Source organism: Rhizorhabdus histidinilytica (assembly GCF_900167915.1).
Classification (GTDB): Bacteria; Pseudomonadota; Alphaproteobacteria; order Sphingomonadales; family Sphingomonadaceae; genus Rhizorhabdus; species Rhizorhabdus histidinilytica.
On the sequence record NZ_FUYM01000022.1, the window covers coordinates 1 to 22108 of the forward strand.

The following is a 22108-nucleotide window of genomic DNA, read 5'->3' on the forward strand; positions in this document are numbered from 1 at the left end:
CCGCTGATCCAGGACAAGCTCGGCGTTCGCGTCAGCGGCTATTATCGCCGCGACGGCGGCTGGATCGACCGGGTCCGCTTCGAAGACAAGGGCGTCGTCGCCGACGACAGCAACTATCAGAACAGCTATGTCGGCCGCATCGCCTTCACCTGGGAGCCGACGCCCGAGCTGAAGATCACGCCGTCGATCGCCTATCAGAAGGTCTACACCAACGACAGCCCGGAGACCTGGGACAATGTCCGCGCCGACCCGAGCGTGCCGGACGCGCAGTTCTCCAACTATGACAAGGGCGAGTTCCTCAACGGCAACCGGGTTCCGGAATCGGGCCGCGACCGCTTCTACCTGCCGACGCTCAACGTCCAATATGCGTTCGGCCCGGTCGACCTGACCGCGATCGCCTCCTATTTCGACCGCAAGCAGACCTTCCGGTCCGATTACACGCTGTTCGACCAGAGCCTGTTCACCGGCATCACCCTGCCGATCTTCCCCAACCAGCAGGGCTTCTCCGACTTCGTCAACACGCAGAAGATCACCACCGGTGAAATCCGGCTGGCGTCTTCCGATCGCGACGCAGCGCTCACCTGGCAGGTCGGCGGCTTCTACCAGAAGGCCAAGCAGATCTCGATCCAGCAGGTCGACGATCCGTTCCTGTTCCAGTACGCGCCCTTCCTAGTCGGCATCTTCCCGCCGCTGGTCAACGGCCGCCTGATCTACGACCAGTCGACCAGTTCGAAGGACGAGCAGATCGCGGCCTTCGGCCAGGTCAACTTCAAGCCGGTCGACCGGCTGACGCTGACTGTCGGCCTGCGCTACGGCCAGACCAAGTTCAACATCAACTCCTTCGCGCAAGGCCCCGTGGTCGGTCCGGCGGTGACCGACGTCGGCCGCCAGAAGGAAAAGCCGTTCACGCCGAAGTTCGGCGCCGAGTTCCAGGTGACGCCGAGCACGCTGGTCTACGCCTCGGCCTCGAAGGGCTTCCGTCCGGGCGGTTACAACCCGCAAGTCGGCGTCCCCTGCCAGGCCAGCGATCTCGATCCGCTCGGCTATCCGAACGGCCGGCCGCTGACCTATAAGTCTGACTCGGTGTGGAGCTATGAACTGGGCCTCAAGACCCGCACCGGCCGCTTCAGCGCGCAGGGCAGCGTCTACCAGATCGACTGGAAGAACATCCAGCAGGTCGTCGGCCTCGGCGGCTGCGGCTTCCAGTTCACCGCCAACCTGGGCTCGGCGCGCAGCCGCGGCTTCGACCTTCAGCTCGACTATCGCCTGACCGACGATTTCTCGGTCCAGGCCGAAGTCGGCTACACCAACGCCAAGTTCCTCGACACCTTCTTCGGCGGCCCGCTCGCCACGGTGCCGCTGGTGACCAAGGGCAACCATGTGGTGTCGCCGCCATGGACGGTGTCGGTGCACGGTCAATATGACCTGTCGCTGCGCGACCATCACGACTCCTACATCCGCGCCGACTTCGACTATCGTTCGCGGCAGTCGAGCCTGACGCCGGGGATCGATCCGCGCAACGGCGGCTCGGACCCGACGCTCACCAACGCGCCGGCGCTCAAGGCGCTGTCGATGCGCGCGGGCTACCGCATCAACGGCATCGACCTGTCGCTGTTCGTCAACAACCTGCTCGATCAGGCTGTCTGGCAGGGCCGTCGCGCTCGCGACAACAACAATGCCACGATCTACAAATCATATGTCGTGCGGCCGCGCACCTTCGGCGCGACCATCGCCTACCGCTTCTAGGCGGACGCAGGCAGGGGGGAGCCGCGCTCGGCCGAGGCCGCCGCGGCTCCTCCATCCACAGGGACAGGGGAGACGATCATGACTTCAGGCTCGGCCGGGATTCGGAACGGAATCCGCCGGATGATGGCGGCGGCGGCGCCGATCCTGGTCGCATCGATCATCCCGAGCACCGCGCAGGCAGCGGATTTCATCCTGAGCGGCGGGGAGATCTACACCCCTTCGGGTTGGGTCGATGCGATCGCCGTGCAGGGCGACCGCATCGCCGCCGTCGGTGAGGGGGCCGCGCTGAGGAAACGATATCCGGCGATCACCACCATCGTCGATCTGGCCGGCAAGACGGTAATACCCGGTCTCCACGACATGCATGTCCATCCGCTCGGGGCCGGTCTTTCGCTCCAGCAATGCAAGTTCGAGCAGGGCTCGGCGCCGCAGCAGATTCTCGATGCCGTCACGGCTTGCGTGAAGAAGGCCAAGCCGGGCGCCTGGATCGTCGGCGGCCAATGGGCGGCGAGCTCCTTCGGCGACACCCCTCCGAACCGGCAGATGCTGGACGCGATCGCCCCGAACAATCCGGTCTCGCTGACCGACATCAGCGGTCACAGCACCTGGGCCAACAGCCTGGCGCTGAAGGCCGCGGGCATCGCGCGCGGCACGCCCGATCCCAAGGGCGGTATCATCGAGCGCGACGCGTCGGGCGAGCCGAACGGCCTGTTGCGCGAAAGCGCGGCCCATCTCGTCCGCCAGAAGATTCCGGCGCCGAGCGCGGAGGACAATGTCCGGGCCTTGAAGACCGGTATCGATACGCTCGTCTCCTACGGCGTCACGGCGCTCGTCGACGCCGTGGTCACCCCCGAAGGGCTGTCGGCCTATCAGGCGCTGACGGCACGCAACCAGCTCAAGGCGCATGTCCGCGGCTGCCTCGTCTATGGGCGGACATGGGGCGACAACAGCGCCTTCGACCGGACGATCGCTGATCGCGAACGCTACGGCTCGGCTCGTTTCAAGCTCGATTGCGTCAAGGTCTTCGAGGACGGCGTTCCGACCGAAAGCCATACCGCGGCCCTCATCGATCCCTATGCCCCCGACGAGCATGGGCAGGTCAAGGAGCCGAAGCGCGGCCTGTTGCTGGTCCAGCCTGCGGAGCTCGATCCGCTGGTCACCCGGCTCGACAAGATGGGCGTCACGGTCAAGTTCCACGCGGCGGGCGACCAGGCCTCGCGCACCGCGCTCGACGCCATCGCCGCCGCGCGTCAGGCCAATGGTCCCGACGGACCCACCCATGACGTCGGCCACCTGACCTTCATCCAGCCCGAGGACATGAAGCGCGCCAAGGCGATCCGGGCGACGCTCGAATTCTCGCCCTATCTCTGGTTCCCGTCGCCGATCAACGACGACATCATCAAGGCTTCCGGCACCGAACGCATCAAGCGGGTCTGGCCGGTGCGCGAGGGGCTGGATTCGGGGGCGCTGGTCGTCGCCGGCTCCGACTGGTCGGTGATCCCGTCGGCCAATCCCTGGATCGGCATCGAGACGCTGGTGACGCGCCGCGCGCCCGACAACCAGCGGCCCGGCGAGGTCTATGGCCCGGACGAGGCGATCACCCTCAAGGAAGCGATCGACATCTTCACGATCAATGCCGCCCGGCAGTTCGGCTATGCCGACAGCCACGGCACGATCGAGGCCGGCAAGGTCGCCGACTTCATCGTCCTCGACCGCAATCCGTTCAAGATCGCCGCTACCGATCTTCACAACGTCGTCGTCACGCAGAGCTATGTCGGCGGCGAACTGATCTACGCGAAATAGGGCGTGCCGGCGGTGGCACGGGCGGCTCGCCGCATCGCGCATCCGCCGTCCACGCAGACCGGCCGCATCGGCATTCGATCAAGGGAGATGATCATGATTTCAGGATCGGCGGGAATTCGGAAGGGACTCCGGCGGATGATGGCGGCGGCCGCGGTGGCCGGCCTCGTGTCGGCGGCGCAGGCCGCTTCGCCGACCACCGTCTACACCAACGGACAGGTCTATACGCCGGGCGGCTGGCAGACCGCCTTCGCGGTGCGCGACGGCCGCATCGTCGCGGTCGGCAGCGACGCCGAGGTGCGCAAGGCCGCGCCGGGCGCCACGCAGGTCGACCTCGCGAGCCGGACCGTGCTGCCGGGCCTGTACGACATGCACGTCCATCCGGTGCTGCAGGCGAAGGGCGGGGAGGGCAGCTGCCGCATCTCGCCCGATCTCGCCCCGAAGCCGTTCCTCGCCGCGGTCACCGAATGCGCGAACACCCAGCCCGAGGGCGGATGGGTGACCGGCGGGCAGTGGCAGTCGTCGGTGCTGACGGGCACCCCGATCACGGCCGCGACGCTCGACGCCGCGACACCCGGCCGGCCCGCCCTGCTGTTCGACGTCAGCGGCCACAGCCTGTGGGTCAACAGCCGCGCGATGGCGATCGCGGGGATCACCCGCGACACGCCGAACCCCGAGGGCGGCATCATCGAGCGCGACGCCGCCGGCAACCCGACCGGCATCCTGCGCGAGACGGCGCGCGACCTGGTGCTCAAGCATGTCCCGCCGCAGTCGCAGGAACTGACCCAGGCGGCGCTGCGCAAGAATCTCGACCTGCTGCTGTCCTACGGCATCACCGGCTATGTCGAGGCGATGGCCTTCCGCGACGACCTGGAGGTCTATGACGCGCTCTACGACAAGGGCCAGCTCAAGCAGCATGTCCAGGCCTGCATCGCCTATAGCCATGCCGGCCATGTGAACCCCGATCTCGACGCGACGATCGCGGCGATCCCGACCTATACGCGCGACCGGTTCAAGCCGACCTGCGTCAAGGTGTTCGCCGATGGCGTGCCGACCGACAGCCACACGGGCGCGATGCTGGCGCCCTATGAGGCGGGCCAGCCCAACGCGCCGGCCAAGGGGCTGCTGCTGTTCGATCCGGCAACCTTCCAGCCGCGTATGGCCGAATGGGACCGCAAGGGTCTGAACGTGCTGTTCCACGCCGCCGGCGACGCGGCGGTGCGCGCCTCGCTCGACGCGATCGCCTATGTCCGCAAGGTCAACGGCCCGAACGGCCCGATGCACCAGGTCGGCCATGAGACCTTCGTCGATCCGGCCGATATGTCGCGCGGCAAGGCGCTCAACGCCGCGCTCGAATTCTCGCCCTATCTGTGGGACCCGCAGCCGATCAACGACGACATCACCATGGCGGTCGGCGCCAAGCGGATCGAGCGCGTCTGGCCGATCAAGGAGGGCTTCGCCTCGGGCGCGCTGGTCGTTGCCGGTTCCGACTGGGCGGTGATTCCGGAGCCCGATCCCTGGCTGGGCATCGAGACCGCGGTGACCCGCCAGAATGTCGGCGGCAGCGCGAGGAGCTTCGGCCCGAACGAGGCGATCACCGTCGAGCAGGCGATCCGCATGTTCACGATCAACGCGGTGACCCGCATGGGCCTCGACAAGGAACTCGGGTCGATCGAGGCCGGCAAGCGCGCCGACTTCATCGTCATCGACAAGAACCCGTTCAAGATCCCGCCGACCCAGATCCACGGCATCAAGGTGCAGCAGACCTATATCGACGGCGCGGTGGTGTTCGACCGCTCGGGGACCGCCGGCAAATGAGCCCGGGCGGGATCGCGCGCGCCGTTCTGCGCAGCGGCGCGCTGGTCCTGCTGATGAGCGCGGCGACGGCGCCCGGCGCGTCGTCCGCCGCGCCACCGCCCGTCGCCGCGCGGCATCCGATGACGGTCACGGTCTACAAGGGCGACTTCGCCACCGTGAACTCGTTCATCTTCTCCAACGGCCGTTCGCTGGTGGTGATGGACGTGCAGCGCAAGGCCGCCGAGGCACGCAAGCTGGCCGCCGCGATCAAGGCGATGAAGCTGCCGCTGACGCACATCCTGATCAGCCACGGCCACACCGATCATTTCACCGGCATGGCGGTGTTCCGCGAAGCCTTCCCCGACGCGCGCATCGTCGTTGCGAACCAGGACATCAAGGCCGATATCGAGCGCTACGCCGTCTATATGGACAGCGGCGGCGAGACCGGGGCCGAGCCGCCGCTCGATCCCGCGCTCAAGCCGAAGACCGCCGCCCATCCCGACGGCTTCGACTATGACCGCAACATCGAGGTGCTGGCGTCGCCGACGCTGGAGATGGTCGGCGGCGGCACGCTCCAGCTCGACACCGATCACATGCGTGCAGAGGCGCCGCACATCACCACCGTCTACAGCCCCGATCTCAACGCCCTGTTCCTGTCGGACCTCGGCTATAACGGCGTCCATTTCTGGATGGGCGACGACATCAGCCGCGCGGACCTGCTCGACTGGCGGGCCGAGCTGCTGCGGATGAAGGCGCGCTACGCCCGGCTCAACCCGATCGTCTATCCGGGGCATGGCGACCCGAGCGACATGCGGATCTTCGATCCCTCGGTCCGATATATCGACGACTTCCTGCGGGTGACGGCGGCGGCCAAGACGCCCGAAGAGGCGATGGCGAAGATGGTCGCGCTCTATCCGGGCTACAAGCAGGCCGACTTCTTCCTGAAGTACAGCGCGATGGAGCATGTGCCGGTGCGGCCGACGACGGTCGGCCATCGCGCCGAGACGGGCTGGCGCGCCAAGGTTCGCGCGCTCGCGGCGGCCGAGTTCCGCAACCCCGCCTGGGGCTATTCGCACAGCGCGCGCGACTATGCGCTGGCGCGGCAGCTCGCCCGCGCCGACGGCGTGCGGCTCGACGACGACGTGCTGTTCGCGGCGGCCTGGCTGCACGACATGGCGGCCTTCCCGAAATGGGAGGCGGCGGGCGTCGACCATGCCGATCGCGCCGCCGACACGGTCGATACGATCCTGAAGGGCAGCGGCTTTCCCGAGGGCAAGATCGACGCAGTCCGCGCCGCGATCCGCACCCACATGTTCGATCGCGATCCCAGGACGCCCGAGGCGCTCTATCTGCACGACGCCGATGCGCTCGACTGGCTCGGCGCGGTAGGCGTCGCGCGGGTGATGGCACTCGCCGACGCGCAGGGCGGCAAGCCCGACGGACCGGACGTGGTGAAGATGCTTGAGGACAATCTGGCCAAGGTGCCGGCGCGGGTGCTGTCGCCCGCAGGCAAGGCGCTGACGCCCGGCCGCAAGGCCGAGCTCGACGCCTTCCTGCGGCAGCTCAAGGCCGAGACCGAGGACCTGGCGACATTGTGACGGCGAGAGGGAAGGAACGATGCGGATGATGACGAAGCTGCTCGCGGGCGGCGCGCTCGCGATGGCCGCAGCGGGGGCGTTCGCGGCGGAGAAGCCCGCCGACACGATTCTGCTCAACGGGCAGGTCTACACCCCCGGCGGCTGGGCGGAGGCGCTGGCGATCCGCGACGGGGTGATCGTCGCGGTCGGCGACGCCAAGGCGACGGAGGCCTATCGCGGCGAAGGCTCGAAGGTCGTCGACCTGAAGGGGGCGGCGGTGTTCCCGGGCCTCCACGACATGCACGTCCACACCCAGTTCGCCGGGCTCGAACAGTTCGCCTGCGGCTTCCCCAACGCCGCCAAGCCGGCGGTGATCGCGGCGCGGATCAAGCAATGCGCGGCGAAGGCCGAGCCGGGCGCCTGGATCGTCGGCGGCAACTGGTCGGCGGGCTCCTTCGCCAAGGGCCAGCAGAACCGCGCCTTCCTCGACAAGGTCGCACCGAACAACCCGGTGCTGCTGTCGGACGAGGCGCACCACAGCCTGTGGGGGAACAGCAAGGCGATCGCCGCGGCGGGGGTCACCCGCGATACCAAGGACCCGCCCGGCGGCATCATCGAGCGCGATGCGAAGGGCGAGCCCAACGGCCTGTTCCGCGAGAATGCTGCCGACCTGCTCGAAAAGGCGATGCCCGAGCCGTCCGACGCGCTGAAGCGCAAGGCGATGACGCTGTCGACGCGGCAGATGCTGTCGTTCGGCATCACCTCCTTCACCGACGCGTCGGTCCGCACCGGCAATGTCCGCACCCTGTCCGGGCTGGCGCGCGACGGCATCATCAAGCAGCGCGCGCGGGGCTGCATCGTCTGGTCGCCGGGCGACGCCGATGGCGAGACGCTGATCCGCACCCGCGCCGACTATACGGTCGGCCGCTTCAAGGCCGATTGCGTCAAGGTGTTCATGGACGGCGTGCCGACCGAGAGCCAGACCGCGGCGATGCTGCATCCCTATCATGCCGATCCGCACGGGACCGGCATCCTGATGATCCCGCAGCCGGCGCTCAACGACGGCATCGCGCGGTTCGATCGCATGGGTCTCCACGTCAAGTTCCACGCGGTCGGCGACGCGGCGGTGCGGTCGGCGCTCGACGCGGTCGAACATGCCCGCAAGGTCAACGGCTGGGGCGGATCGGCGCACGAGGTCGGCCACAACAGCTTCGTCGACCGTGCCGACATCCCGCGCGTGCGGGCGCTGCACATGACCTGGGAGTTCTCGCCCTATATCTGGTATCCGACGCCGATCACCGACGTCGATGTCCGCAACGCGGTCGGCGACGAGATGATGAAGCGCTTCACCCCGATCAAGGAGGCGCTCGACACCGGCGCCAACGTCATCGCCGGCTCCGACTGGTCGGTGGTCCCGTCGGTCAATCCCTGGCTCGCGATCGAGACGATGGTGACGCGCCAGAAGCCCGGGGGCGGCGACAAGACGATCGCGCCCGACGAGCGCGTGACGCTCGACCAGGCGCTGCGCATCTTCACGTCGGACGCGGCGGCGGCGATGGGCGATCGCGACCTGGTCGGTTCGATCGAGCCCGGCATGCACGCCGATATCGTCGTGACCGAGACCAACCCGTTCAAGGTCCCGGTCACCCAGATCCACGATACCAAGGTCCGCATGACCTTCATCGATGGCGAGCTGGTCTATGACGCGGCCAATCCGCCGCCGCTGACCGCCGATTGAGGTAGGGGAGGAGGGATCGCGGCAGCGCCTTTCGCACGGTGCGCCGCGATCCCGATCGATCCCGCCGCCGGACCATCATCGAGGAAAGACCGTGTCCCCATCCGTCCAGGCCGCATCCGCCGAAAACCCGTCGACGATGGACGCCGGCCTCCGCGACCTGCGCCGCGCGCTCGACGAGCATCGCCTGACCAGCGTCGAACTGCTGGCCCTCTATCTCAACCGCATCGCCCATTATGACCGGCACGGTATCGCGCTCAACGCGGTTCCGGTGCTCAACCCGGCGATGTTCGAGGAGGCGCGGCGCTCCGACGAGCGGCGCGCGCGCGGCGAGACGCTGGGGCCGCTCGACGGCATCCCCTATATCGCCAAGGACAGCTATGCGGTCGAGGGACTCACCGTAGCCAGCGGGTCGCCGGCGTTCGAGCATCTGATCGCGGGCCGGGACGCCTATGCGATCGCGCGGCTGCGCGCGGCGGGAGCGATCCTGATCGGACTGACCAACATGCCGCCGATGGCGGCGGGCGGCATGCAGCGCGGCGTCTACGGCCGCGCCGAAAGCCCCTATAACGAGCATTTCCTGACCGCCGCCTTCGCCTCGGGATCGTCGAACGGGTCGGGCACCGGCACCGCCGCCGGCTTCGCCGCCTTCGGCCTGGCGGAGGAGACCTGGTCGTCGGGCCGCGCGCCGGCCTCGAACAATGGGCTCGCCGCCTATACGCCGTCGCGCGGGGTGATCTCTATCCGGGGCAACTGGCCGCTGATCGCGACGATGGATGTCGTCGTCCCCTATGCGCGCACGATGGACGACCTGCTCGAGCTGCTCGACATCCTCGTCGCCGACGATCCCGAGACGCGCGGCGATTTCTGGCGCCAGCAGGGCGCTGTCGCGATCCCCAAGGCGTCCGAGGTGCGGCCGGCCGACTATCGCAGCCTGCGCGATCCCGGCGCGCTGGCGGGCAAGCGGATCGGTATCCCGCGCATGTACATCAACAAGGACCCCGACGGTCCACGCCCGATCGCGACGCGGCCGAGCATCGTCGAGTTGTGGGGCCTCGCCGAACGCGACCTGAGGGCGCTCGGCGCCGAGGTGGTCGAGGTCGATTTCCCGCTGATCGCCAACTATGAGGCCGATCCGCTGCCGGCCAACCGGCTGGTCGAGCGCGGCCTCGTCCCCGAAGGCTTCCCCAAGGCCGAGGGCTGGGACCTGACGATCTTCGCCTGGGATGACTATCTCCGCGCGAACGGCGACCCCAGGCTCAACCGGCTGGCCGACGTCGACGGCGAGAAGATCCTGCCGGCGATCCCCGGTTTCCTGCCCGATCGCTATGAGGGCATCCCGCCCTTCTCCGCCTTCGCCGAGGCGGCGGCGCGCGACGGGGTGACCCCGCGCGAGGAGATCGCTTTCCTCGAAGAGGGGCTGGCGGGCCTCGAACAGGCACGGCGGATCGACCTCGAGGACTGGATGACCGGGCTCGGCCTCGACGCGGTGGTGTTCCCGGCGGTTGCCGACGTCGGGCTGGCGGACAGCGACGTGAATCCGCTGTCGCAGGACGCTGCATGGCGCAACGGCGTCTGGGTCGCGAACGGCAACCAGGCGATCCGCCATCTTGGCGTCCCAACCGTCACCGTCCCGATGGGGATGATGGCCGACATCGGAATGCCGGTCGGCCTGACCTTCGCGGGTCGCGCCTATGACGACAATGTGCTGCTCGCCTATGCCTATGCGTTCGAGGCGAGCCGGCGGCGCGTCCTGCCGCCGCGCCGCACCCCGCCGTTGCCCGAGGAGCGGGCGCTGGCGGGCGAGGCACGGGCGGCGGTCTCGGGCGACGCCGGCCGGCTCGACTGGCGGGCGACGCTGCTCCCGGTCGACGACAGCGGCCATTGCGGCATCGCGGTGGAGGGTGAGATCGTCGGCGGCGATGCGGGCGACATCCGCCTGTTCGTCAACGGCCGGCCGCTCTCGGTTCGGCGCAGCGGCCGCCGCTTCACCGGCGAGGCGCGCCTGCCGATGGACACACACACCCGGCTGCACAGCCGCTGGCGCGGCGCCTACGGTTCGGTCGTCGTCGCCCTGCACAGCGCGCCGGGCGGCCGCAGCATCGGCGATTACCAGGTGATGGGGGGGATCGCCTGATGACGTCCGCGCCCATCGCGCCCATCATCCACGGATAGACGAAGGAGAAAGCCATGGCCCGCACCGGCTTCTACACCGACGAACGCACCTTCTGGCACGCGACCGGCATGCAGGCGCTGTTCCTGCCGGTCGGCGACTGGGTGCAGCCGCCCAGCGGCACGGCGGGCGCCGACACGCCCGATTCGAAGCGCCGCCTGCTCAACCTCGCCCATGCGTCGGGGCTGACCCGCAAGCTGGTCTTGCCCGAGGCGGTTCCGGCGACGGTCGAGGACGTCTGCCGCGTCCACCCGCGCGACTATATCGACCGTTTCAAGGCGACGAGTGACGCGGGTGGCGGCGATCTCGGCCATCTCGCCCCGTTCAGCAAGGGCGGATTCGAGATCGCGATGCTGTCCTGCGGCCTCGCCATCACCGCGGTCGACGATGTGCTGGCCGGCAAGGTCGACAATGCCTATGCGCTGTGCCGCCCGGCCGGGCATCACTGCCTCGCCGACACCCCGATGGGCTTCTGCCTGCTCGCCAATATTCCCGTAGCGATCGAGGTGGCGAAGGCCCGCCACGGCATCTCGCGGGTCGCGGTGGTCGATTGGGATGTCCACCACGGCAACGGCACCCAGTCGATCTTCTACGATCGCGCCGACGTGCTCACCATCTCGATCCACCAGGATCGCTGCTTCCCGCCGGGCTATAGCGGCGCGGAGGACCGCGGCGAGGGCGCCGGACTTGGCTACAACCTCAACATACCCCTGCCCGCCGGTGCCGGGCACGACGCCTATGTCCAGGCGTTCGACGACATCGTCGTTCCGGCGCTCGACGATTTCCGGCCCGAGCTGATCATCGTCGCCAGCGGGCTCGACGCGAACAGCGTCGATCCGCTCGCCCGCATGCTGCTCCACAGCGAGAGCTATCGCCTGTTGACGCAGAAGATGCTCGACGCCGCGGCGCGGCTGTGCGGGGGCAAGCTCGTCGTTGTCCATGAGGGCGGCTATGCCGAGGCCTATGTTCCCTTCTGCGGTCATGCCCTGCTGGAGGCGCTGAGCGGCGAGCGTACCGCGGTGGTCGATCCGGTGCTGGAGATGGCCGAGGCGTGGCAGCCGGGACCCGAGGCTGCCGCCTTCCACCGCCAGTGGATCGACCGTCTCGTCGCGGATCTCAGGAAGTGAGGGCGCGCCCGGCGGTCCTGCGCAGCGCGGCCGCCGGGCTGCTGCTGCTGGCGTCGGCGGCCTCCGCCGCCGAGCCGCGCGAATGGCTGATGATGGTCAAGTCGCGCAACCTCGATCCGGCGCGCAGCGCCGAGTTCGACCATTGGTACGACGATATCGACATCCCCGACGTGCTGGAGGTGCCCGGTTACGAGCGGGCACGTCGCGGTCATGCGGTGACGGGCGAGAAGCCCTATGTCGCGCTCTACACGATCAGCTCGTCGGACATCGACAAGACGATCATCGCGATGCTGATGGCGAGCTGGCGGATGGACCAGGTCGGCCGCGGCACGCCGCTGATCAAGGTCACCGAGCGCCTCTATTACCGGCGCGCCGGCAAGGGCGCCCGCGACGCCGGCGCGGCGAAGCCGACCTACCTCTATCTCCACCGCTCGGCGGGCGTGTCGGCAGCGGCGATGCGCGGCGTGGTCGACGCCGGGCTGGCGGGCAACGCGGTGCCCTACGACATCTACCAGGTGCTGATGCACGATCCGGTGACCGTGCCGAAGCAGCTCGTCCTGTTCGAGCTGTCGGCCGATTCGGACGCGGCGGCGGAGGAGGCGGCCCGCCGAATCCAGCAGCGCCTGGGCGGCACCGGCGGCTGCGGCGCCGATTGCGAGACGCTCTACCGGCTGGTGCGCGACGTCGAGGGGTGAGGAGCGGGCGTCAGTTCGTCCTCGGGGCTTCCGCCGGGAAGCGGGCGATCAGGTTCGCGCGGGTGCCGACGACGTCGACCATCCGCTTGCCGCGATAGGCGGCGACTTCCTGCGGCGTGTAGGGCGTGAAGCCGCCCTTGGCCGGGCCGCCCATCGCCGGGATCAGCCAGTTGAGCAGCGCCGACAGGTCGGCGTCGCTGAGCTTCGAATTGGCCGAGCCGGGCACCTGGACCAGGAAGGCGCGCCCGCCCTCGACGTCGAGGAAGCGGTACAGCTCCCCCTTCATCGCCGGCACCCGGCCGGCGATGCCGCGGCCGTCGGGCATGTGGCAGCCCTGACATTCCGTCATGTAGTTGACGTGGGGCTGGCGGCCGTTGCTCGCCATGTTCGGCGCCCTGCCGCCCGGCGCCGACGCGCCGGCATGCGCCACGGCGAGGACCGTGGCGCATGACAGGGATGCGGCGAGGAAGAGACGCGGACGCATCGACGAGCCTCAGTCGGCGGCGCCGAGCACGACCGCGGTCGAGCAGTTGTAGATCATGCCCACCTGGGTGCCGAGGCACCAGTTGATGTCGTTCGATCCCGACGGCTGGTGGATCGGCTTGTCGCCTTCGTTGCGGTTGCACATGCAGCGGCCGCAGCCCGACTTGCCGCAGCAGTCGTTGTAGCTGATCACATAGTCCTTGCCGTCGGCCGGGTTGCGGCAGGTGCCGACCCAGGTGATCGGCGACGGCTCGGTGCCCGGCGGGCAGGACGAGGTGCTGCCGCCGCAGCACGAGCAGAGGAAGCCGTCGATCGCGCAGTAGCGCCAATAGTCGCACGACTGCGGATCGCCGGTCTCGCCCGGCTGCTGGGCCGCATTGGCGCGCGAGACGGGCAAGAGGGGCATCGCCGCTGCGAAGCCGAAGGCGGTCGCGCGTCCGAAGAAGCTCCGGCGCGAGATGCCGCGTGCGGTGGAGCGGCTCATCCGCTCCATGATCCTGTCCAGCCTGGTCATTTGGCAGCTCCCGTATGTACCCGCTGCGCGTCACGGCGCGCCGCATATTCCTGAATCGACGCGATGCCCGTGCGCTGAGCCTCGAACAGGCTCTCGACATGCTCGCGATTGTTGACAAGCCCCTTCGACGCGACCGTCCCGTCCGCGCCGAGCAGCACGGCGTAGGGCAGCTTGCCGACGCCATGGGTGCGGCCGAGGTCGGTCGAAAGGACGAAGGGATGATCGGCCAGCTTCTGCTGCACGATCATCTTCATCTGCGCCGGCTCGTCGCCGTCGCTGGCGAAGACCAGCCGGGTGGTGTCGGCATTCTCGCGCGCGATCGACAGCAGCACCGGCAGCATCGACTTGCACATCGGGCAGGTCGGCGAGACGAAGAACAGCAGGGTCGACCGGCCGTCAGCCGCCACGCCGCCGATGCGGACCTCTCCGCCGGTCAGGCTCGGCAGGTCGAAGGAGGGTGCTACCTCGCCGACCTTCGAACCGCCCGACAGGGTCAGCGCGCCGACCGGGCCCAACCGTTCGTGCAGCATGCCGACCTGGCGGAACAGGCCGAGCATCAGCAGGCCCATGGCGACGATGACCACCCATTGCAGCGCGAACGCCGCCAGAAACATCCCATTCATTTGAGCACCGCCTTTTCCTGCAAGCGCACGGCCGTGAAGTGTCCGAAACCGAAATAGAGCAGCGCGAACGCGACGATCGCGCCGATCCCCGAGATCGCGTCGATGGCACCGAGCGCGCGGGGCGCGACCGGCAGCGCGGCCGCCGCCAGCGCGACCGCCGCGAGCAGCATGTTGCGCGCCACCAGCTCCCAGCCGAGCGACGCGCGGCTGGTGCCGAAGCCGAGGCAGCCGCAGTCGATATGGGTGCGGCCGCGCATGATGTTGATCGCCATCGCCGCCGCATAGACCAGCAGCAGCGCCGCGATCGCGCCCATCGCCGCCTGGCTGCCGATCGCGACCGCGGCGATCGCCGCGGCGCCGGCCGCCAGCTCGACCGCGACGATCGCCGCCGCCGCCGGGACGAGCAGCGCCTCGGGCACCAGCATATAGGCGGCCAGCGTGCCGGTGAAGCCGGCGAAGTCCTTCGCCTTGGCCAGCCCGCCGAGCAGAAACAGCCCGCCCAGCAGGACATCCGCCACCAGCACGGGGAGGATGTCGACCGCGGTCACTTGGCCGGCACCGGCGCGGGCTGGATGATCGTCATCGTCGGGCCGAAGCCGTCGATCTTGCGGATCAGCTTGCCGGTCAGCGCGTCGCGCACCTTGAGGTCGGTCTCGCCCATCATGGTGGTGTAGAGCAGCGGCTTGTCGTCCTGGCTGACCGCCACCGACAGGGCCGGGGTCTCGAGTGCGATCCGCTCGATGCGGGTCTGCCTGGCGACGTCGTAGACCCAGATCTCGGTGCCCGGATCCTTGTGCGTGTCCGGGCCGCCCTGGTGCATCAGCACGTAGAGGCGACCGGTGCCGCGATGATAGGCGGCGGCCTGCAGCGCGCCGGGGCGCCAGTCCTTCTCGGCCGGAGTGGTCAGCGACCAGCTCTTGGCGATCGCGGGCACGTCCTTGCTGTGGTCGATGACGTGGACTTTGCCCGAATAGGTGAAGAACAGCCACTGGCTGCCGGTCCACACACCCTTCTCGGTGACGGGATCGTCGTCGGCGAACAGCTTCTTCGACGTCTTGCCGAGCGTCACCTTGCCCTCTGCATCGAGCGTCGCGGACTGGAGCGCGCCGTCGCCGCAGATCAGGAAGAATTTGGACGGCCCGGTCGGGTAGATCAGGCTGCAGCCCGAGGTCGCATATTCGCCGACCATCTTCTGCGCCTGCATGTCGATCACGGTGACCGACTGTTCGGGCGTGAAGTTGTAGACGAGGCCGAAGCGGCCGCCCGGCATCACCGGCGACACCGACTGGAAGGGCATGCCGTTGTAGCGCTTGGCCGGGATCACCGGCTCGGCGCCCGGTGTCAGGTCCGACGTCTTGTAGAAGGTCACGACGTCGGTGCGCTCGCCGCGGGTGCCGCGCGCGAGGAAGGTCGAGGGGACGGCGAAGCTCTTGCCGTCCTCGGCCAGCATCAGGATGCCATGGCCGTAGCCGCTGCTGATCATGCCGAGCATCTGGCCGCTGTCGGCGTCTACCAGATAAGCGCGGCCGTCGAGCATCCGGTCGAACGAGATGTCGTTCAGCCACACCCAGTGCGGCTGCATCGTCTCGGCCAGGCTCTCCTTCTTCAGCTCCTCGGGCTGGAGCTGGGCCAGGGCCGGTGCGGCCGTGGCGAGGCACAGCGCGGCGAGAGCGGTGAAAGTCTTCATGTCGTTCCTCCGGCGGTCGGGGCTATTTCCGGGTGGCAAGATAGGCGATCACGTCCGCCCGGTCCTGCGCGTTGGGCAGGCCTGCGAAGGCCATGCGCGATCCCTTGATCATGGCGGCGGGGCGGGTCAGGAAAGTATCGAGCTTGTCGGGCGTCCAGCTGATCGCGGCGGCCTTCATCGCGGGCGAATAGGCGAAGCTGGTCGTTCCCGCCTTACGCCCGACGATCCCGGCCAGATTGGGGCCCATGCCGGCTTTCTTGCCGGGCTCGACCGTGTGGCAGGCGACGCAGCGCTTGAACACGATCGCACCTTTCGCGGCGTCGCCCGCCGCGACGGCAGGGGCCGGCGACATGGCCAGCCCCGTCAGCAACATCCCCATGGTTGCGATGGAACGCATCGACATTCTCTCTCCCACAAACCAGATGTCAGAAATTATAGCCGACGCTGCCGCCGAACCAGCGCGGACGCGCATAGGCCTGGTTGGCGAAGCCGAACGACGCACCCAGGTCGAGATTGTAGATTCGGTACTTCTTGTCGGTCAGGTTGTTCGCGAACGCCGCCAGCGTCCAATGGTCGTCGTCCGACGTCCAGGAGATGCGGGCATTGCCGACGATGCGCGACGGCTCGCGGTCGATCGGGGCGTTGAACGTCGAGAAGTAGAGCGCGTCGTCATATTTCCAGTCGGTCTGCAGCGCGAGCTCGCCCGGGCCGGCCGGGAAGGCATAGCGCGCCATGCCGCCTATGCTCCACTTCGGCGCCTGCGGCATCTCGCGGTCGGCGACCCGGCCGCTCGGCAGGGTGATCCCCTTCACCTTGGTGTCGAGATAGGTGAGGAAGCCCGACAGCATCAGGCCGCGCACCGGACGCAGCACCAGCTCGGTCTCGACGCCGGTCACCCGCGCGGGAACGTTGGCGACGATCTGCGACAGGCCCTGCAGCGTGAACGCCTGATAGTCCTTATAGTCGTAGTGGAAGACCGCGCCGTTGAAGGTGACCTTGCGGTCGAGCAGGGTCAGCTTGAACCCGGCTTCGTAGTTGGTCAGCACTTCCTGGTCGTAGGGCAGCGTCGTCGGGTCGATCGGCGTGAACGCCTGCACGCCGAAGCCGCCGCTCTTGGTGCCGCGGTTGACGCCGGCATAGAGCAGCACGTCGTCGGTCGGGCGATAGTCGACCTGGACCTTGCCCGACCAGTTCTTGAAGGTCTGCTTGGCGAGGCCGGGGTTGGTCGTCCGGTTGAAGACGAAGTCCTGCACGCCGTTTTCGGCATGGGCGAAGTCGTAGGTCTTGCGGTCCCAGCTGTAGCGGCCGCCGACCGTCAGGCTGATCTGGTCGGTGGCCTTGTACTCGACCTGCCCGAACAGCGCGACCGAATCGGTCTTCTGCCGCCCGCCGTAATTCTCCAGCAGGCCGAGCACTGGCACGGCATCGATCTGATAGTCGTTGTCGGTGCGGATCTTCAGGCCGTAGATGCCGGCCAGCCAGGTGAAGCGATCGGTGTCGCCCGACAGGCGCAGCTCCTGCGAGAGCTGGTAGAGGTCCTGCGCGGTGTCGTAGTGGAAGATGTGGACCGGCGACATGTCCGAATCCTCGCCGAAGCGCTTCCTGAGGTCCTGATAATCGGTGATCGAGGTGAGCTTGGCGCCGCCGAAGTCCTGCTCGTAGCGGACCGTGGCGCTCCAATATTTGCGGTCGAAGAAGCCGATCCGGTCGAACGAGCCGGTGAAGGGGTCCTTGTCGGGCTCCTTGTAGCCGAACGCGTCGCATCCGCCGCAGGTGCCCCAGAAATCCTCATTCGGACCAAGCTTGAAGCCGAGGCCGTCGGCATCGAAGCCCGCGGCGACGTGGCTGTAGAGGCCGCCGCTCGTCTCATGGTCGTTGCGCAGGCCCTGCAGCTTGACGAGCAGGGTGCCGCTGTCGCCGACGTCGGCCTCGATCTGGAGGCGGCCGCCATAGAAACGGGCATTGCCGATGTCGCGGCCGACGCGGTTCTCGATATAGCCGCCGTGACGGTCGCTGGTGAACGACAGGCGGGCGCGGACGCGCTCGCTCAGCGGGCCGCTGAGCGCGCCTTCGGTCGCGATCTGGCCGTAGCTGCCGACGGTCAGCTGCGCATAGCCTTCGAGCTCGCGGGTCGGACGCTTGGTGATCGTCTGGACGAGGCCGCCGGTGGCGTTGCGGCCGAACAACGTGCCCTGCGGACCGCGCAGGATCTCGACACGCTCCAGGTCGAACATCTGGCCGCTGATCGCACCGAGCGCGCTGACATAGACTTCGTCGTTGTAGAAGGCGATCGGCGCCTCCTGCGAGTCGGCGAAGTCGTTCTGCGATACGCCGCGGATGTTGAAGACGGTGATCGTCGGGCTGTACTGGGCGACCTGGAGCCCGGGGACCTGCGCGGCGAGGGCGGTCACGTCCTGGCGTCCGACCGAATCGAGCATGGCACCGCCGATCGCGGTGACCGACAGGCCGATGTCCTGCAGCTTCTGCTCGCGCTTCTGGGCGGTGACGACGATCTCGCCATCGGCATCCTGCGCCATGGCGGTGGCCGGCGCGAGCATGGTTCCGGCGAGCAGCGCAAGCTTCACCCAGCCGTGCATGGGGCGGTATGCGATTTTCATGGTCCCTTTTCCCTCCCGGGTTTATTCGAATTGTTTCGAGTAAACTATGTCGAATCTTTTCGATTTGTAAAGGCGAATTAGCCCCGGGCCGGTGCAAAGCCAATCCGTAATAGCCGAATTTAGTTCGGTCTAGATTCGACTTGACTCGGCCCGGACGATCACCCAGTGCAGCCGATGCGGGGCATGGATGGCCTCTGGAGAGTGGTGGACGGATTGGCCAGACGAACGCAGGAGCGGGGACGGACGCGCAGGGCCGCACTGGTCGAAGCGAGCCGGAAGCTGTTGCGGGCCCGTGAGATCGACGAGATCTCGCTGACCGACATCGCCGAGGAAGCCGGCATTCCGAAAAGCTCGGCCTATCATTTCTTCTCGCAGGTGCTCGAGGTGTTCGAGGCTGCGGCCGGCGACATAGAAGGCGAGCTCCAGGCTTGGCTGGAGCAGCTGTCGACCGAGGGCTGTACCGACTGGCGGCAGGTCGTCACCCGTTTCACTGGCCGGGGCGCGGCATTTTTCAACGGCAATCGCGACGCGATGCAGCTGCTGATCGGCCCGAAGAGCCCGGCGGCGATCAAACTGAAGGACCGGCAGAACGACTTCGCGATCGGCGCCCAGCTCAAGGACAAGATCGCCGCGCATTTCCAGCTGCCCGAGCTGGCCGACACGCCCGAGATCTTCTTCCGCGGGATCGAGATCGCCGACCTGTTCTTCGGCCTGTCGGTGATCCGGCACGGCCATATCACCGACGATTTCGATCGTGAGGCGGGACGCGCCACCTGCGCCTATCTGTCGCTCTACCTGCCGGTCGTCCTGCCCCGGGCGACGGCCTGAACGGGTCCCTCAAAGTCTGTTTGGAAAGGCGCGAAAGGGCGCATTGCGAAGCGGGCGGATGCTGCAAGATGCGGTGAAACCGCGCCTCCCGAACAGTCCCTCAGACCGGGACCTCGGTGGTATATTTGATCTGTTCCATCGCGAAGGACGAGCTGACGTCGCTGATCGTCACGCCGTCGATCAGCATCTTATAGATGCGGTCATAGTCGGCGATGTCGGCGGCGACGACCTTGAGCAGATAGTCGGTCTCCCCGCTCATCCGGTAGAATTCGGCCACCTCCGGGATGGCGCGGACATGGTCGGCGAAGGCGGACAGCCAGTCGCTGGCATGATGATTGGTCTTGATCGCGACGAACACGGTGACGCCCAGGCCGATTGCCTCGCGGTTGACCAGCGCGACAGTGCCGGTGATCACGCCGGCCTCCTGCATCCGCTTGACCCGGTTCCAGCAGGGCGTCGCCGACAGGCCGACCCGGCGTGCCAGCTCGGCATTGGAGAGCGTCGCGTCGCGTTGCAGCTCCCGCAGGATGGAGCGATCGAAGCGATCGAGAGAAATTTCCTCGCGATGGGGCATTAATAGGATAATCTCCCCAGATTATTCGCAATAAGGCTGCAAATTGAGAAGCCAATTCTGGCGTTATAGCGATATTCCTACTCCCATATCAATCGTGGGAGACGGCCCTGTGCGACATCTGCTGACCGATCATCCGGCCTCGGTGGGGGAAAGCTATTTCGAGCATATGGCGCATGCCGGCGGCTTCGGCTTGTCGATGATCGCGGCGGGCATCGCCTGCATGGTCCATGCGATCCTGCCGGCCTGCTTCGTCTCGACCGGCAGCAATACGATCCGCCGGCTCCACGACCGGATGGTGACCCACCGCCGCAAGCAATAAATACGCGCGCGCCGCCTTTCAGGCGGCCAGCGCCAACTGCCGCACCGCCGCGATCACCACCTCCGCCTCGGTGCGGCGCAGCCAGTCCGGGCTGACGTCGACGAACCGCACGACATGATCGGAGTCGATCAGGATCACCGCAGGCTGGGGCAACTCCCAGCTCCCCGTGCCGGTCAGTGCGCCGATCCAATGCGTGTCGTCCTGCGGCACCGGCGGATCGTCGTGCGGCGTGAAGGCAAGGCCGAAGCGGCGGGCGAGGGCGTTGCCCCGGTCCGCAGCGACCGGGAAGCCGAGGCCGTGGCGCGCCTCGATCTCGCGCAATCCCGTTTCGGGAAGATGCGGGCTGACTCCAACCAGCGCGATGCCCGCCGCGTCGAGGAAGGGGCGTAGCGTTCGGTCATAATGGGGCAGCGCGATGTTGCACGCCGGGCAGCCGGCGAAGCGGAAGAATACCAGCGCGACCGGACCGCGGCTCGTCAGCCGGTCGAGCGTGACGATCTCGCCGGTCGACAGCTCAAGGCTGAACGGCGCCACCCGGTCGCCGGCCGCGACGATCCTCGCGGGATCGAACGCCGCTACCAGCGCCGCGCGCTGGTCGATGTTCTTGCGGAGCTTGTCGGGGTCCCAGCTCCGCAGTCGTTCCGCATGGAGGGCGTCGAACTGGGCGGTCAGCGTTTGCGGCATGATGCAATCCTCTTCTCGATCGGCGATTGAGTATCGTGGCCGGGAAGCGGCGACCAATGAGAGTTGAAAAAGCTTTTATTGAGCAAATCTCATGAACCGGACCGGATTATGCCGATCGAGTTCTGGAGGGCATCTATTTGCAATTACAATCGTTCGGCGACTTATTTTCATAATAACTGGCGGGTCTGGCACGGTAAGCCGATCTCCTCTGGAGTCGATACTCCGCTGACAAAGAGGAAACCGCCATGTCCGTTGCCGCCTCCCCCGCCCTGCCGGAAAAGGATTCGATCCGCGTCCGCCCGCTTCAGCCGACCATCGGCGCCGAGATCGAGGGCGTCGACCTGAGCCGCCCTCTGGAGCCCGCCCAGCGCGACGCGATCCGCGCCGCCGTGCTGCGCCACAAGGTCGTCTTCTTCCGCGACCAGGCGCTCGACAATGAGAGCCAGGCGGCCTTCGCGGCGCAGTTCGGCACGCTCTACACCCATCCGAGCACGGCCCGCGATCCCAAGGTGTCGCCGATCCACCGCATCGCCGCCGTCGACGCCGCCAAATATGAGAAGCGCCTCCACCGGGACGTGCTGCCCGGCGACGGCTATCATAGCGACACGAGCTGGCGGCTGGTGCCGACCTGGGGCGCGGTGCTGCGCGCCGTCACCCTGCCGGAGGTCGGCGGGGATACGATCTGGGTCGATGCCAACCTCGCTTATGAGGGCCTGTCCGCCGAGGTGAAGGAGCGCCTCGAAGGACTCCACGTCACCCACGATTTCCGCGAGGCGCTGGCCGAGGCGGGCCATGATTATCCGATCGTCGCCCATCCGGTGGTGCGCACCCATCGCGAGACCGGACAGAAGATCCTCTGGGTCAACCTCACCCAGAAGCCGCAGATCCTCGGCATCGAGCTGGCCGAGAGCCGCGACCTGCTCGACGAGGTGCTGCGCCAGTATAAGCGCCCCGAATTCCAGGTCCGCTTCTCGTGGCGCCCCGGCTCGGTGGCCTTCTGGGACAATCGCGCCGCGGTCCATTACGCGGTCAAGAATTACGGCGATTTCCCCCGCCATCTCGAACGGGTGCTGATCGCCGACGAACCGCTCTACGCCGGCCTTTGAATCGAAGGGCGCCGGCTTCGGC

The 22108-nt window shown here is 67.6% G+C and carries 20 protein-coding genes; 11 read left to right on the forward strand and 9 right to left on the reverse strand.

Annotated elements, in window-relative coordinates:
- The 8 genes from B5X82_RS24710 to B5X82_RS24745 all read left to right on the forward strand — a co-directional run.
- Window positions 1-1746, forward strand: a 1746-nt coding sequence (locus tag B5X82_RS24710) for a TonB-dependent receptor (protein ID WP_079651033.1), incomplete at its 5' end; no start/stop codon positions are given.
- 78 nt (window positions 1747-1824) lie between these two features.
- Window positions 1825-3549: an amidohydrolase gene (locus tag B5X82_RS24715; RefSeq protein ID WP_079651034.1), complete on the forward strand. Its 1725-nt coding sequence runs from the start codon at window positions 1825-1827 to the stop codon at window positions 3547-3549.
- 135 nt (window positions 3550-3684) lie between these two features.
- Entirely contained in the window at window positions 3685-5364 is a 1680-nt protein-coding gene (locus tag B5X82_RS24720) for an amidohydrolase (RefSeq protein WP_235862796.1), read from the forward strand.
- Entirely contained in the window at window positions 5361-6941 is a 1581-nt protein-coding gene (locus B5X82_RS24725) for an MBL fold metallo-hydrolase (RefSeq protein WP_079651036.1), read from the forward strand. Before B5X82_RS24720 ends, B5X82_RS24725 begins: the two co-directional genes overlap by 4 nt.
- Before the next feature lie 19 nt (window positions 6942-6960).
- Window positions 6961-8658 carry an amidohydrolase gene (locus B5X82_RS24730; RefSeq protein WP_125725491.1) on the forward strand — a complete coding sequence of 566 codons (1698 nt, stop codon included), beginning with the start codon at window positions 6961-6963 and terminating at the stop codon, window positions 8656-8658.
- A gap of 91 nt (window positions 8659-8749) precedes the next feature.
- Window positions 8750-10792: an amidase gene (locus tag B5X82_RS24735; protein WP_235862797.1), complete on the forward strand. Its 2043-nt coding sequence runs from the start codon at window positions 8750-8752 to the stop codon at window positions 10790-10792.
- A gap of 53 nt (window positions 10793-10845) precedes the next feature.
- Window positions 10846-11955: a class II histone deacetylase gene (locus B5X82_RS24740; RefSeq protein WP_079651039.1), complete on the forward strand. Its 1110-nt coding sequence runs from the start codon at window positions 10846-10848 to the stop codon at window positions 11953-11955.
- Window positions 11952-12650 (forward strand): EthD domain-containing protein, encoded by a 699-nt coding sequence (locus B5X82_RS24745; RefSeq protein ID WP_079651040.1) that lies wholly within the window; start codon window positions 11952-11954, stop codon window positions 12648-12650. Before B5X82_RS24740 ends, B5X82_RS24745 begins: the two co-directional genes overlap by 4 nt.
- Before the next feature lie 10 nt (window positions 12651-12660).
- Here the strand turns inward: B5X82_RS24745 and B5X82_RS24750 are convergent, their stop codons facing one another.
- The 7 genes from B5X82_RS24750 to B5X82_RS24780 are packed head-to-tail and all read right to left on the reverse strand — an operon-like array spanning window position 12661 to window position 18575.
- Window positions 12661-13134 carry a c-type cytochrome gene (locus B5X82_RS24750; RefSeq protein ID WP_079651041.1) on the reverse strand — a complete coding sequence of 158 codons (474 nt, stop codon included), beginning with the start codon at window positions 13132-13134 and terminating at the stop codon, window positions 12661-12663.
- 9 nt (window positions 13135-13143) lie between these two features.
- Window positions 13144-13647 carry a methylamine dehydrogenase light chain gene (locus tag B5X82_RS24755; protein ID WP_012049441.1) on the reverse strand — a complete coding sequence of 168 codons (504 nt, stop codon included), beginning with the start codon at window positions 13645-13647 and terminating at the stop codon, window positions 13144-13146.
- A complete protein-coding gene (gene mauD, locus B5X82_RS24760; RefSeq protein WP_079651042.1) occupies window positions 13644-14270 on the reverse strand; it encodes a methylamine dehydrogenase accessory protein MauD in 627 nt (208 codons plus the stop codon). The genes B5X82_RS24755 and mauD overlap by 4 nt, the downstream gene beginning before the upstream one ends.
- Entirely contained in the window at window positions 14267-14818 is a 552-nt protein-coding gene (locus tag B5X82_RS24765) for a MauE/DoxX family redox-associated membrane protein (RefSeq protein WP_079651043.1), read from the reverse strand. Before B5X82_RS24765 ends, mauD begins: the two co-directional genes overlap by 4 nt.
- Window positions 14815-15957, reverse strand: a complete 1143-nt coding sequence (locus B5X82_RS24770; protein ID WP_079651044.1) for an amine dehydrogenase large subunit — start codon at window positions 15955-15957, stop codon at window positions 14815-14817. The genes B5X82_RS24765 and B5X82_RS24770 overlap by 4 nt, the downstream gene beginning before the upstream one ends.
- A 22-nt stretch (window positions 15958-15979) precedes the next feature.
- On the reverse strand, window positions 15980-16354 hold the full coding sequence (locus B5X82_RS24775; protein WP_176152702.1) for a c-type cytochrome: 375 nt from the start codon (window positions 16352-16354) through the stop codon (window positions 15980-15982).
- A 28-nt stretch (window positions 16355-16382) separates the two neighbouring features.
- Window positions 16383-18575: a TonB-dependent receptor gene (locus tag B5X82_RS24780; protein WP_079651046.1), complete on the reverse strand. Its 2193-nt coding sequence runs from the start codon at window positions 18573-18575 to the stop codon at window positions 16383-16385.
- 204 nt (window positions 18576-18779) lie between these two features.
- Between B5X82_RS24780 and B5X82_RS24785 the strand changes: the two genes are divergently transcribed.
- The gene (locus B5X82_RS24785) at window positions 18780-19403 is read left to right on the forward strand and encodes a TetR/AcrR family transcriptional regulator (protein ID WP_079651047.1); all 624 of its coding nucleotides are present in this window, start codon (window positions 18780-18782) and stop codon (window positions 19401-19403) included.
- 100 nt (window positions 19404-19503) lie between these two features.
- Here the strand turns inward: B5X82_RS24785 and B5X82_RS24790 are convergent, their stop codons facing one another.
- The gene (locus B5X82_RS24790) at window positions 19504-19977 is read right to left on the reverse strand and encodes an Lrp/AsnC family transcriptional regulator (protein WP_079651048.1); all 474 of its coding nucleotides are present in this window, start codon (window positions 19975-19977) and stop codon (window positions 19504-19506) included.
- A gap of 109 nt (window positions 19978-20086) precedes the next feature.
- On the opposite strand from B5X82_RS24790, the gene B5X82_RS24795 reads away from it, so the two are divergent.
- Window positions 20087-20296, forward strand: coding sequence for a DUF6356 family protein (locus B5X82_RS24795; RefSeq protein ID WP_223811088.1), 210 nt, complete (start codon window positions 20087-20089; stop codon window positions 20294-20296).
- Between the two features lie 18 nt (window positions 20297-20314).
- Here B5X82_RS24795 and B5X82_RS24800 read toward each other — a convergent pair whose 3' ends face one another.
- The gene (locus B5X82_RS24800; RefSeq protein ID WP_079651050.1) at window positions 20315-20980 is read right to left on the reverse strand and encodes a peroxiredoxin-like family protein; all 666 of its coding nucleotides are present in this window, start codon (window positions 20978-20980) and stop codon (window positions 20315-20317) included.
- Between the two features lie 245 nt (window positions 20981-21225).
- Between B5X82_RS24800 and B5X82_RS24805 the strand changes: the two genes are divergently transcribed.
- Window positions 21226-22086 carry a TauD/TfdA dioxygenase family protein gene (locus tag B5X82_RS24805; RefSeq protein ID WP_079651051.1) on the forward strand — a complete coding sequence of 287 codons (861 nt, stop codon included), beginning with the start codon at window positions 21226-21228 and terminating at the stop codon, window positions 22084-22086.
- The last annotated feature ends 22 nt before the right edge of the window (window positions 22087-22108 follow it).